The following is a 13,247-nucleotide window of genomic DNA, read 5'->3' as shown; positions in this document are numbered from 1 at the left end:
TACTTACCTTAAAGTATTACCTCAAAATTTAGGTTCTTTTTTAGTGAAATTGCAATATTTAATTTTCAAACATCATCTTGTTCCGAGAGCTTATTTCATGTAAATCAGAACCACAAATTCCACACCATTTTACTTTAATTTTTACTGAACCGGCTTTAACCATTGGCTCTGCAATATCTTCCACTCTTACATCATTCTTTCCATACCATAATGCTGCTTTCATAATAAAACCTCCATCAATTTTAAATACTATTTGTCAAGTTATTTTCTTCGTTAATTTATTAACGACTATATGTTTAGCAATTATCATGCCAATACACAATTATTCTAAAATGGCTCTTCTATAATTAAAATGTGCCAAAGTGATACATTAAAAATTGTATCACTTTGGCACATTCAATTTGTGTGTATCATTTCGACACACTCAATTCTTCTTTTTGTATTATATGTTATTATATCTCAAGTACGAATTAAAAATTCCCCTAATTGAATTTTCACTTTACAATTATATTATACTTTTTTATTTTTCTGTATAATGTAGACCTACCAATATTCAAAACCTGAGAGGTTTTAACTATATTGCCGTTATATTTCTTTAATGCATTTTCTATGATTTCTTTTTCTATGGATTTCATAGGTACCACATTTATTTTTGCTTTTTCAACATCATTCCCACTGAAAGATTCTTCATCAATATAATTAGATAAATCTAGACTTATATCACTTAAATAATAGTCTCTTTCAACCACATTTCTAAGCTCTCTTACATTTCCACTCCAATTATGTTCCTTAAGCTTATTAATATAGTATGTGCTTACTTTTTTACCTACCTGACCATTTTTAATATCTAATTTTTTCAAAAAATATTTTACGAGAATCTCTATATCTTCTTTTCTATCATTTAATGGTATTGTTTTTATATTCATCACACTTAATCTGTAATAAAGGTCTTTTCTAAAATTTTTCTTTTTGATTTCTTCCTTTAAATCTCTATTAGTAGCAACAATAACTCTGACATTAAGCTGCTTTTCATATGTTCCTCCAACTCTAGTGATTTTATTATTATCTAAAACCCTCAAAAGTTTTGTTTGCATATCTAAAGGCAGTTCGCCAATTTCATCTAAAAAAATCGTTCCTTCATCAGCTATTTCGAATTTTCCCGGATGTCCTTCCTTAGAAGCTCCTGTAAAAGCACCTTTTTCATATCCAAATAGTTCACTTTCCACAAGTTCTCTTGGTATAGAAGCACAATTTATTGCCACGAAAGGGCCTGAAGATCTGTCGCTATAATTGTGAATAGATTGAGAAATAAGTTCTTTTCCAGTACCACTCTCTCCTTCGATCAATATATTGCAGTCACTCTTAGATGCTTTTTTTGCAAATTCAATCATATCTTTCATCTTTGAATTTTTAGTTATTATATCATCAAAGTTATATGACGCTTTATAACCTACTACTTTGCTTACTAGTTTGTGTACATCTTGTGTTTTTCTAAAGGTTATTACAACTCCAACAAACTTTTCATTTACTTTCATAGGTACTGCATTTATAATACACCTAACTCTATTATTTTTTATATAGAAATCACACTCAACATTATTATAAACCTTATAATCTAGAGTTATTATCTTATCAAAACTAACATTTCTTAAGGTCTCTTTTATATTTATATTAAGAATATCTTCAAAACTTATATTCAATATTTCAAGTGCTTTTCCATTAACCTTTTTAATATCTAATTTTTCATCTAAAGCAATCATTCCCTCACAGGTGGAATTAAATGTAACATTCATTAAATTATTTGCAATAGTTAAAGCTAATTGCTTTTGTATTGAATGCGCTGCTGCTGTTACTATACCTAAAGTATGTGAGTGTGCATTATAATAATTTCCAGACATATTAATACATCCAATTATATTTCCTTCTTCATCATGAATAGGCGAGGCTGAGCAAGTCCAAGAATGCTGGGTTATACTGTAATGGTCTGCTCCTATTGTCTGTATTGCTTTGTTTATATATAGAGCAGTCCCTATTGCATTAGTTCCAACTGCCTTTTCAGTCCACAACTCACCTTTTACAAAATTCAAATCATCCATTTTTTTCAGCATATCTTCATCGCCGATAACTTCAATAATATATCCATCTTTATCAGTCAATATTATAGCAAATTCAGAACCTCTCACAATATTATACACATTTTCCATTATAGGTCTAGCTACTGAAATCAGTTCTTCATTTTCATATGTTTTATGGTCAGCATCCACACTATACTTCGGGCGGACATTTTTATTAATTGGATCTACACCATAGCTTTTGCACCTTTTCCACGATTCTGCTATTTCAGTTCTTACTCCATTGTCTATATCGCCAGTTTCTATAAATTTTTTCCATGATTTTTCTATAAATTTCTTATATTCTTCCATATGTCTCCCTGAGTTTTTATCTTAAAAGTATCGAAATTAGAGATATTTCTGGTTACAGTCAATAATTTATAAATATTATATATTTTTTAATAGCTGATTTCAAGGTTTATAAATATTGAATTTTATATCATCTCAAGCGGATCCCTCTTCGCCCTATCTTCTAACTATTTTTAACAATTTCAATTCCACAAGGCTTTCCTTCACCAACATACAAAATTTCGTTATTTTTTTTTGCTAACTTTAAACTAATTACTCCGTTAACTCCTTCTTTTATTGTTCTTTTCATAGTTCCATATTGGGGAGCTTTCAAAACACCTCCTTTATCCATTTTTGCATTAATTTCCAATTTTAAGTTACCCTTAACTATTGTAACTTCAAACATATTATAACTGCAATTAATATTTAATATTTTGCTATTATTATAGCTAGCAAATCTGTATTCTCGTCCAGAAAAAGATAAATTACATATAAATCCTTGAAATGATGTTCCTAAAAAAGGAATATCAGCGATTGAACACATAATGCTCGCATCTTTATCTTTGAAATGGTTGCATTGCATCCATACATATTCCTTTGGAAAGGACGTTCCCCAATCCTTTTCTATATAACCTTTACCCTCATTAAAATTGATTTCCTCTTCATTTAAAAACAGTGAACCATCAAGATAATGATTCATACTAACAATGCCATGATAACATTCCATGATTGGCAAATATGCAAAACAACCCATAATATTAGGATATATAATATTAGTTTTAATTTTTGTAAAACTTGAATAGTTAATTTTCCCTGATATCGAGAATTCATCATCCTCCAATGTAAGCTCTATCCCATTACTCGCAAACATATTTTCTCCAATTTTTATACTAAATGGAACATCAGTATATTTAAAATCATTAATTGAATATCTATAATAATGAGTAGTTACTCTTAACTCATCTCCTATATTTCTATTGATGATAGTTTGAACAAAAGCATGAGGGTCACATTCATCTTTGGTTATTCCAGGGATTATACAAATGGTATTTTTTAAATCATTAGATATATGTTTAAAATACCATCCTTCAAAATATTTTCTACATTTATTTCTTCCTTGATATAAAATTGGTTCATTTATATATTTTAAAAACATGCATCCCTCCAAGTTGGCAAAATAAATTTCTTTTATAAGTTTATAGTATGGACATTAATTAGTAATTAAATACAAAATTGCATAACATTCGATAAATATGACTTGTTATTGTCATATTTAAGGCGTATACTTTAACTGGGTGATAAAATGCAAATTAATAGGTTGTTTGAAATAGTATATATACTACTTGATAAAAAATTAGTAACATCAAAAGAACTTGCTAAGAAGTTTGAAGTATCAACAAGAACAATTTATCGTGATATTGAAACACTCTCCTCTGCAGGTATTCCTGTATATATGAGCAAAGGTAAAGGAGGAGGTATTTCTCTTTTATCTGACTTTGTTCTAAACAAAACTGTATTAACCAATGAAGAAAAAAACAATATTTTATCTTCTTTAAAAGCTGTAAATTCTGTCAATCTAAGTGAAACAGATAATGCTCTTGAAAAACTAAGTAGTTTATTTGGTGAAACTAATACAGATTGGATAGAAGTAGATTTTGCAGCTTGGTATAATGCTGATGAAGAAAAAAATCTGTTTTGCAATCTAAAATCTGCAATATTAAGTAAAAATACTGTTTCATTTTCTTATTCAAGTGGCAAAGGTGAAAATACAAACCGTCATGTTTGTCCTTTAAAGCTTTGTTTTAAAGGTCAAAGTTGGTATCTTTATGGATATTGTAGCAAAAGATGTGATAATAGATTTTTTAAATTGACCCGTATAAAAGAATTATCAATTTCAGATGAAACTTTTCAAAAAAAAGCACCTTCACAAATATTTAGTGAGAAAAAAATTCTAAATGATGAGTTAATTGTTCTTAAGCTTAAGCTTTCGAAAAAAATGGCTTATCGTGTGTATGATGAATTCAGTACTTATATTGAACTTGAAGATGGTAGCTTTATTGCGGAAATTATGTATCCAAAAGGTGAATGGATATTTAATTATATTGCATCTTTTGGCGAAGATTGCGAAGTTCTCTCTCCAGAAGAAATACGACATGAAATAAAAATAAAACTTCAAAAAATTCTTAATAACTATTTATAATATGACATGATGTTGTCAAATTACATGATTTATAATAGCCTTATCAAATAAATGGAGGTTATTTAGAATGAATTACGAAATAGTAAATTTAGAAGAAAAAACAGTTGTAGGAGTTAGTGCAACAACATCTAACAGTAATCCTAAAATGGGAGAAATCATCAGTGGTTTGTGGGAAAAGTTATACCAAGGTGGAGTAAATGCAGCAATCAAAAACAAAGTTAATGAATATGCTATAGGACTTTATTCTGACTATACAAATGATGAATATTGCATTACAGCAGGTAATGAAGTTTCAAAAGCAGATAACAAAGATCTTACTGTAAAAATCATTCCTGCTGGAAAATATGCAAAATTTTCTGTACATGGACATATGGAAAAAGCTGTTGCTGAAGCTTGGGGTGAAATATGGCAAATGGATTTGGATAGAAGCTTTACAGGAGATTTTGAAGAATACTTAAATAGCGATTTTGATAATGCTGATATTGATATTTATATAGCATTGAAATAAAACAAATTACAAGGACTGGGGTGGTTTTAATGCATTACCAAGATTATAAATCTATTCTATCACCTAAAAATGGGATGAATATATACCGTGGGTGCAGTCATGGATGCATTTATTGCGACAGTAGAAGTAGCTGTTACAATATGAAGCACGATTTCTGTGACATTGAAATTAAAAAGAACGCACCCCAAATGCTTGAAGCTGCATTAAAACGCAAACGCAAAAAATGTATGATTGGTACAGGTGCTATGTGTGATCCTTATATGCATATTGAAGAAGAACTTTTGTACACTCGTAAATGTCTCGAAATTATAGATAAATATGGTTTTGGACTTAGTATATTAACCAAATCAAATAGAATTTTAAGGGATTTAGATTTACTAAAAAGCATAAATAAAAAGTCTAAATGTGTTGTGCAAATGACACTAACTACATTTGATGAAAATTTATGCCAAATTATAGAACCCAATGTTTCAACTACTAAAGAACGTTTTGAAACTTTGAAAATAATGAATGAAAATGGAATTCCCACAGTAGTTTGGTTGTCACCATTTCTGCCGTTCATAAATGACACAGAAGAAAACTTTAAAGGACTTTTAAATTATTGCATTGAAGCAAATGTCCATGGTATTATGTGTTTTGGTATCGGTTTAACTTTACGTGATGGAAACAGAGAATATTTTTATCAAAAACTAGATGAAAATTTCCCTCATATGAAACAACGTTACATAAAAACATATGGAAATTCATATGAGTGCAACAGCGATAATCACAATAAACTTATGAAGATTTTATATCGGGAATGTAAAAAACATAATATTTTAATAGGAATAGATAATATTTTTTCTTATTTGAATACATTTGAAGATAAAGCTGCAAATGAACAGATTAGTTTATTTATATAAACTGTTAAGTGTAAAGGCAGGATACAATACACATTCTTTTTAAATATTTTGTTACAAATCCTAAATTTATGAATATATTGATATATATATTTTAAATAGAACAAAAGGATGTGTTAGAATTGTATTATTGGGATTACATATATTCAAAAGAAAGCAATTGTATTATAAGTCTTGATACCTCATATAAAAATAATAATCAAATTTCAAAATCATTTTTAGATATTAAAATATTTTCACAAGACGGAAGCCCTGTGGAAAATGCATACATAAAATTATCTGCACCAGATGAATTTAATGAGTTTAAAGTTGAAATTAATTCTCTAGGATATTATCCTGTACAAATAAACAATTTACAAATTCATCCTGGTCTATTGTGTAAATTAAAATTAATTTTGAATCCTCTACAATTAAAAAATAAATCACCAAATTATAATCAAGTTATTAATTTACCATCATACGAAATCATGAAAATTGATACTTCTGATTTGATACAAGAAGATGTTAGAAATATGTCATTGACATTAGGTATAGATAGTCCTAAAGATACTGTGACTTATTTATATGGAAAAAAATTTGCTGATGAAGTTTATGAGTTAAGTAATGGAAAAATAAATATAGAAGTATTCACTGATGGAAAGATGGGTGCAGACAGGGAAATGTTTAAAACCATAATACAAAATGGAAGTCCCAACTTTATAATTCAAACCACCGCTCATGAGGTTGATTTTATTCCAGAGTTAGCTTTATATGATATGCCCATGGTTTATAACGATATATCAAATTTAAGAAATCTAATTAATAATGATGAGTTCACAAAAAAAATAGATAATGCATATATAGATTCTGGATATAAACTATTGGGGATGTCTGACATATTGTTTAGACAAATGTCATCTAACAAAGAAATTAATAGCATAGATGACTTCAAAGGAATTAAAATTAGAACAATACAAAATCGTAATCACGAAGCTTTTTGGAAATCACTAGGTGCAACTGTAATTCCACTTCCATCTAGTGAAATATACACAAGTTTAAAGTTTAACTATATAGATGCTCAAGAGAATCCATATGATGTCATAGCTGGTTTTAAGTTATATGATGTTCAAGATTATATAATAAACACTTGTCATTTACCACATTTATTAGCCCTTATAACAAGTGATGAATTTTACAACAGCTTAACAGCAAGTGAAAAATCTATAATTGATGAAGCAGCTAAGCGGGCAACCGAATATGCAAAAGAAAAGTCAATTGAACGTATTGAAGAAAATAAAAAAGTACTTATGGATAATGGTATGAAAATAATTGATTTACCAGAAGACGTATTGCGTGAAATGAGATGTCTCGCATTTCCTATATATGAAAAAATTTGTGAAGATATTGATGACTTAGATTTGGTATATACTTATATGGAAAATAGTGATAACTTTAAACATTAACACAAAAGCAATTGAAAGATACTATAACTATATCTCATAACTTTAGTTATATATCTTCAACTGCTTTTATTAAAATCGTTATATTATTACCATAAAACCTTTTATTAAAATACTATACATTATACACTAATATAGTACTTAGTTTATTTATACAATCAAATGTTCTATAATATTTTTAACCCAAAGCAACATCTAATATCATCATCACTGCAAATCCAACCATGCAACCTATCGTTGCTATTTCTGTTCTTGAGTGTTCATCTCCTTGTTGTGCTTCAGGAATCAGCTCTTCAACAACAACATAAATCATAGCTCCAGCTGCAAATGCTAATGCATATGGCAGAATCGTACGCATTGATATTACCGCAAGTGCCCCTATTACACCTGAAATTGGTTCAACTATTCCTGACGCCTGCCCGTATATAAATGCTTTACTACGAGAAAATCCTTCTCTTCTCAATGGGATAGAAACAGCTGCACCTTCTGGGAAATTTTGCAACCCTATACCAATTGCCAATGCTATAGCGCCACCAATTGATGCAGAAGGCAAACCATAGGCAACTGCACCAAAAGCAACACCTACTGCTAAACCTTCCGGAATATTATGCAATGTTATAGCTAATACCAGAAGAACACTTCTTTGCCAACTTGTTTTTATTCCCTCTGCTTTAGAAGTATCTAATCCTAAATGCAAATGAGGTAGTAACTTATCAACTAAAAAAAGAAAAGCTCCACCAGATAAAAATCCTATAGCAGCCGTTAACCAAGGTATTTGACCTAATTCCTCTGCCATTTCAATACTAGGTGATAATAGTGACCAAAAACTAGCAGCAATCATAACCCCTGCAGCAAATCCCAACATTGCATTTAATACACTTTTATTAATTTTTTTAAAAAAGAAAACTAAGCCAGCTCCAAGGGCAGTAATAAACCAAGTAAATAATGTTGCAATAAGTGCTTGAGATACTGGAGATAGCCGCGATATCAATTGAACCATATTTTTCCTCCTGTTATGTTAATTCTACTCATTACTATATACCCAAATAAGAAAAATTATAACATAACATTAGAAATTATATTGATTATTTTGAAATAATCAATATAATTTTTTGTTACTTAGACCACCAATCCCATTTTAAGAATGAGTATGGAACAAATTTCATAGGGTCAATTTTGTTAAAATACAAGTTTTCACCTGGCTGTAAAGTATTTGTACTAACTATATATTGAGATCCTATCATTCTCACTACTTCTAATTCAGCCCATGGGTCGTGTGGAGAATCTGTCATTGTTACAGAAGCTGAAGCTAATTTGTTTTCCATTATATCATCAACAGCTAATTCTTGTCTAATTAAAGTAGGGCTTAGTAAGAATCCACAACCATCTGCTGATTTTGCATATGTAATATTATACATGAATGGATTTATTGCTTCATTAAGTTCTTCAACTGTAGCATTTTCATTTAACTTTCCTGAAATATCAGCACTAACTGAGAAAAATTCTATACCATTACGACTAATTTTTCCTTCTGCTTTTCCATCTTTAACTTCAAACTCTATATTTGCCATTTTTTTTGGCAATCCACAAACTTCTCTCCCCATTGACATTGCCATTCCATCAGTTATTGGCATGGATAAGCAATATCTACCTACTACTCCATCACATTCTGCAAGGATAAACAATCCAGCCTCTTTGTATGGAGGACAAAAACTTGTTTTAGGGTAATTGGCTACAAAAGTGGAAACCAATGGTTTATTAGCTACTGGTTTTAATGGTGCCGGAAGTAATTTTGCTATAATTTCTGGCTTTGTTTCCCAAACAGTATTTAGCATTTCTGCGCCATAAAATATTGTTTTATTCCCTTGTAATGACATGACTTGATCCATTGTTTTTGTAAAACTATACATAATAAATCCTCCTATGATAATTCAATTTTTTATATCTTACTCAAGCACATAAGCCTTTTCAAATCCATTTAACATTGCATCTACCACTCTGCCTGGTTTGCACGCATCTCCTAATATTTCAACAATTTTATAATTCTCTTCCACAGCTTTTACTATTTCATTATTGGATTTAACTCCTAGAGATAATACTAATGCATCTGCTTTTAATGTGGTTATTTCATGGGTTTTTGTATTTTCAATCTCTAATTCACCGTCTTTAATATTTGTAAGTTTGCTGGAAGGTAGTAATTTTACCCCACCTTTAACAAGTCTCATACTTATATCAACTACATTTGGTATATATCCAGAAGGGGCAATTTTATCTGCCATCTCTATTACAGTTACTTTATTGCCACTAGAAATTAATAATTCGGATATTTCTAGACCTGTCATTCCTGACCCTGCAACTACTACGTTTTTATTTTCTAATATAACTTTGCCTTCTAAAATATCAGTTGATGTATATACAAAACTTTTTTCTACTCCTGGTATTGGCGGTACTAATGGTTTTGACCCAGCTCCAATAAATACAGCATATGGATCAATTTCATTAATTTTATCTAAAGTTGCCTTTTCATTTAATCTTACTTCAATATTTAATTTTTCAAGAGTTGATTCTTGATATTCAAGAAACCAATTTAATTTATCTTTCAATGGTGGTTTAGTCGCTAAATACACACTGCCACCTAAATGTTCTTTCTCTTCGAATATTATAGGTACAAATTCTTTTAATGCCAAAACTCTTGCAGCTTCCATTCCTGCTGGACCGCCTCCAACAATTACAACTTTTCTGCCTTCTCCATTTTTAGTAAAGTCTGAATATTCTAATTCTCTTCCCACTCTTGGATTGACTGCACATTTTATGTTCTCACATTTTAGAACACTTTCTATACAATTCAAGCATGATATACAAGGTCTAATTTCTTCTTCCCGATCTTCTTTTGCTTTATTACCCCACTGTGGATCTGCCAATTGTGCTCTACCTAATGCTACAAAATCTAAATTATCTTCTTTTAGTATAGTTTCTGCCATTTCAGGTTTTCTAATTACATCACAAGCAATTATAGGTATATTAACTGCTTCCTTTATAGCTTTAGCTAAATGTCTTTTCCATCCTTGGGGATATGATATAGGTTCTATTACTGTAGTAACTGATTCATATGTTCCAGAACTTACATTTATAACGTCTACACCTAACTTTTCTAAATAAACGGCTTCTTGAATTGCTTCTTCTAAAGATATACCGCCCTCGACAAACTCATCCCCATCAATTCTAACTGATATTGGAAACATCGGGCCACATTTAGCACGTATGCCCATTATAATTTCAGTTATAAATCTCATTCTTTTTTCAAAGCTACCACCATATTTATCTTCTCTATGATTAGATTGTGGGCTCATAAATTGTCCAACAAGATATCCATGAGCACCATGGATTTCAACTCCGTCTATACCAGCTTTTTGTGCGAGAACAGCACCTTTTACAAATTTTACAACTAAGCCTTCAATTTCTTCTATTGTCATCTCCCTAGGCATTTCACCAATAGCTGATGACATTATAGGGCTTGGTCCAGCTATTTGACGACCATCTATTATCATAGCATGGTTTTCTCTACCTGGATGATGCAACTGTAAAAATATTTTGGTATTATACTTATGCACACTGCGAGCCAACATTTCTAATCTTGGGATATGCTTCAAATCCATTGCACACAATTGATTTGGCGTTCCTATTCCTGTTTCGTTATCTATTCTAGTGATTTCTGTAATTATTAACCCACATCCACCTTTTGCTCTTTCTTCATAATAGCGAATGATTGCATCAGATGCTTCTCCGCTATAGGAAGCTAAATTAGTTCCCATTGCAGGCATTACTATTCTATTTTTTATTTCTAGTCTACCTATTTTACCTTTATTAAAAAGCTTTTCATATTTCATTAAATATCTGCCTCCCTTATAATTTTACTCATTTTAGATTAATTAAATTATAACATTGTATAAAATCGCTTGCTACGGAGGATCCTCCAAAATCTATTATCGTCTTTGTGCATTATGCACTTCAAAATATTGTACAAAAAAATAATCTCTTGAATATTAGAGATTATCATTTTGTACATATTTAATTAATTGTCATTCTTTTTTTGTGCATCAACTAAATTTTTATAAAAATTCATTGATTTATATGCATAATATAGTTTAAAACTAATGTCATTTTCATCTAAGCTTACTCCTAGTATATCAACGATTTTCTCTAATCTATACCTTAAAGTGTTTCGATGAATAAACAATTCCTCTGCTGTTCTAGTAATATTATGATTATTTTTTAAATATATATATAAGGTTTTATATAATTCAGAGTTATTCTCATCATCATACGTTTTTAGCATATATAACGAATCATTATAAAAATCTTCTTTCATTATCTGTTCTTTTGCCATATAAATAAAATTATAAGGTTGAATATTTTCATATTGATAAACGCATTTTTCAGGTTCTAGAATAGCACCTATTTTTAACGACCTTATTGCTTGATGATAGTAAATGCTACAATCTTTTATTGAAGAAAATTCATTACTTATTCCCATTTTCAACTTATTTTCTATTAGAAAATCTATAACTTTGTCATTCTTAACTTGTCCGGATTTAAAATAATTTCTATCATTTATTATTATCACATCACCATTATAATAAATTGATTTGCCCATAGGAAAAAGATTCGCCAATTTCGAATCTAAATATCTAGCATATATGGATTTTTTAAAGTCATAATTTGTTATATCAACTACTAATACTTCAATATGAGAACTAAATACTAAGCCACCGTTTTCTATTCTTTCTTCAATTATTGCCTCATTCTTAATATTATTTTCAAGTAAATCATATAATATTTCTTCGCTAAGAACATTTCTAGTGTTCCTATAAAATTGTTTCTTTTCTAATTCCATTGAAATTATTTGACTTAATAGCATCAAATAATCATAGTCATAAGGATCAATTTTTTTTACACATTCAATTAATATGATATTTCCTATGACTTTACCACTTACTTCTATTTTAAATACAACCTTTTTATTAGGACTTTCAGGACAGGTTACTTCAAACGGATAACTTGTTTTTCTTCCTTTTTTTAGACTTTCTAATTTAGTTAATTCACTAATAAACTCATAAGAACAATACCCTTTTTTAACATTATCCATCCACAACAGATCAGTTATCTCTTCTATTGGAGAATTAGCTAGCACTTTAAAACTTAAGTCAATAACAATTAGAGGATTTCCAATTAATTTCGAAGCAACATCTATTATTTTATATATACCATCTCCCGAAAGAAGTACTTCTAATAAAGATATCTTAAATTGATTGTATTTTACATCTCTACGAAAAAGAGTTCTTACTTCGTTATAAATTTCTAATATGTTTTCATTTTCATTTATCTCAATTATCGTTACTTTATTATCAATAAAATTTTCTAATATTATTGAATCATCATTTAATAAAATAAAGCAGGAATTGCTGAGTTTATCCAATTTCCCTTTTAAACTAGAAGTAGTACCAACATATATGTAATTTTCTAAAAACTCTGTCTTTTTCTCTGTAATTAACTCTACATCAACAAAATTTACATCTGGCTCTACCTCAAGATAAACTTTTTTAATTTTTTCTGTAAAACGTTGACATAATCCCTCGAAATTAATACCCATAATCTACCTCGATTCTTTTATCACAGACATTTTTAAACTCAACTATGTTAATTTATTGTCAAAAAATTGATATCAATAATATTATAATGCCTTTAGCAGTATTTTTCAAGAAACAATTAACCATTTTAATTTATCATATACATTTTGCACAA

At 29.4% G+C, this 13,247-nt stretch carries 10 protein-coding genes and 1 pseudogene; 4 read left to right on the top strand and 7 right to left on the bottom strand.

Annotation, left to right across the window (positions count from 1 at the left end; all coding sequences use genetic code 11):
• Window positions 1-94: 94 nt before the first annotated feature.
• The 3 genes and pseudogenes from J2Z76_RS10245 to J2Z76_RS10235 all read right to left on the bottom strand — a co-directional run.
• Window positions 95-223: pseudogene (locus tag J2Z76_RS10245) on the bottom strand (butanediol dehydrogenase); the annotation flags it as partial.
• 271 nt (window positions 224-494) lie between these two features.
• Window positions 495-2,423: a sigma-54-dependent Fis family transcriptional regulator gene (locus tag J2Z76_RS10240; protein ID WP_209511949.1), complete on the bottom strand. Its 1,929-nt coding sequence runs from the start codon at window positions 2,421-2,423 to the stop codon at window positions 495-497.
• A 160-nt stretch (window positions 2,424-2,583) separates the two neighbouring features.
• The gene (locus J2Z76_RS10235) at window positions 2,584-3,555 is read right to left on the bottom strand and encodes a tocopherol cyclase family protein (RefSeq protein ID WP_209511948.1); all 972 of its coding nucleotides are present in this window, start codon (window positions 3,553-3,555) and stop codon (window positions 2,584-2,586) included.
• Window positions 3,556-3,702: 147 nt separating this feature from the next.
• Here J2Z76_RS10235 and J2Z76_RS10230 point away from each other — a divergent pair, with 147 nt between their 5' ends.
• From J2Z76_RS10230 to J2Z76_RS10215, 4 genes are all read left to right on the top strand, one after another.
• Window positions 3,703-4,599, top strand: coding sequence for a helix-turn-helix transcriptional regulator (locus J2Z76_RS10230; protein WP_209511947.1), 897 nt, complete (start codon window positions 3,703-3,705; stop codon window positions 4,597-4,599).
• A gap of 67 nt (window positions 4,600-4,666) precedes the next feature.
• Window positions 4,667-5,107, top strand: a complete 441-nt coding sequence (locus J2Z76_RS10225) for a GyrI-like domain-containing protein (RefSeq protein ID WP_209511946.1) — start codon at window positions 4,667-4,669, stop codon at window positions 5,105-5,107.
• 29 nt (window positions 5,108-5,136) lie between these two features.
• Window positions 5,137-6,009, top strand: coding sequence for an SPL family radical SAM protein (locus J2Z76_RS10220; protein ID WP_209511945.1), 873 nt, complete (start codon window positions 5,137-5,139; stop codon window positions 6,007-6,009).
• Window positions 6,010-6,128: 119 nt separating this feature from the next.
• A complete protein-coding gene (locus J2Z76_RS10215; RefSeq protein WP_209511944.1) occupies window positions 6,129-7,448 on the top strand; it encodes a TRAP transporter substrate-binding protein in 1,320 nt (439 codons plus the stop codon).
• A gap of 175 nt (window positions 7,449-7,623) precedes the next feature.
• On the opposite strand, the gene J2Z76_RS10210 is transcribed toward J2Z76_RS10215, so the two are convergent.
• The 4 genes from J2Z76_RS10210 to J2Z76_RS10195 form a co-directional block, all read right to left on the bottom strand.
• Window positions 7,624-8,445 (bottom strand): ZIP family metal transporter, encoded by an 822-nt coding sequence (locus tag J2Z76_RS10210; RefSeq protein WP_209511943.1) that lies wholly within the window; start codon window positions 8,443-8,445, stop codon window positions 7,624-7,626.
• Between the two features lie 115 nt (window positions 8,446-8,560).
• Window positions 8,561-9,355: an acetoacetate decarboxylase family protein gene (locus J2Z76_RS10205; protein WP_209511942.1), complete on the bottom strand. Its 795-nt coding sequence runs from the start codon at window positions 9,353-9,355 to the stop codon at window positions 8,561-8,563.
• Between the two features lie 36 nt (window positions 9,356-9,391).
• Complete coding sequence (locus J2Z76_RS10200; RefSeq protein ID WP_209511941.1) at window positions 9,392-11,332, bottom strand: oxidoreductase; 1,941 nt, start codon at window positions 11,330-11,332, stop codon at window positions 9,392-9,394.
• A gap of 185 nt (window positions 11,333-11,517) precedes the next feature.
• Complete coding sequence (locus tag J2Z76_RS10195) at window positions 11,518-13,095, bottom strand: PucR family transcriptional regulator (RefSeq protein WP_209511940.1); 1,578 nt, start codon at window positions 13,093-13,095, stop codon at window positions 11,518-11,520.
• Between the last annotated feature and the right edge of the window lie 152 nt (window positions 13,096-13,247).

This window comes from Sedimentibacter acidaminivorans, from assembly GCF_017873955.1.
Classification (GTDB): Bacteria; Bacillota; Clostridia; order Tissierellales; family Sedimentibacteraceae; genus Sedimentibacter; species Sedimentibacter acidaminivorans.
This window is presented reverse-complemented; position numbering and strand designations above follow the sequence as displayed.

Bases quoted from the DNA above. Each gene is read 5' to 3' on its own strand.
- J2Z76_RS10240 (WP_209511949.1), bottom strand. From the start codon at position 2,423: ATGGAAGAATATAAGAAATTTATAGAAAAATCATGGAAAAAATTTATA.
- J2Z76_RS10235 (WP_209511948.1), bottom strand. From the start codon at position 3,555: ATGTTTTTAAAATATATAAATGAACCAATTTTATATCAAGGAAGAAAT.
- J2Z76_RS10230 (WP_209511947.1), top strand. From the start codon at position 3,703: ATGCAAATTAATAGGTTGTTTGAAATAGTATATATACTACTTGATAAA.
- J2Z76_RS10225 (WP_209511946.1), top strand. From the start codon at position 4,667: ATGAATTACGAAATAGTAAATTTAGAAGAAAAAACAGTTGTAGGAGTT.
- J2Z76_RS10220 (WP_209511945.1), top strand. From the start codon at position 5,137: ATGCATTACCAAGATTATAAATCTATTCTATCACCTAAAAATGGGATG.
- J2Z76_RS10210 (WP_209511943.1), bottom strand. From the start codon at position 8,445: ATGGTTCAATTGATATCGCGGCTATCTCCAGTATCTCAAGCACTTATT.
- J2Z76_RS10205 (WP_209511942.1), bottom strand. From the start codon at position 9,355: ATGTATAGTTTTACAAAAACAATGGATCAAGTCATGTCATTACAAGGG.
- J2Z76_RS10200 (WP_209511941.1), bottom strand. From the start codon at position 11,332: ATGAAATATGAAAAGCTTTTTAATAAAGGTAAAATAGGTAGACTAGAA.
- J2Z76_RS10195 (WP_209511940.1), bottom strand. From the start codon at position 13,095: ATGGGTATTAATTTCGAGGGATTATGTCAACGTTTTACAGAAAAAATT.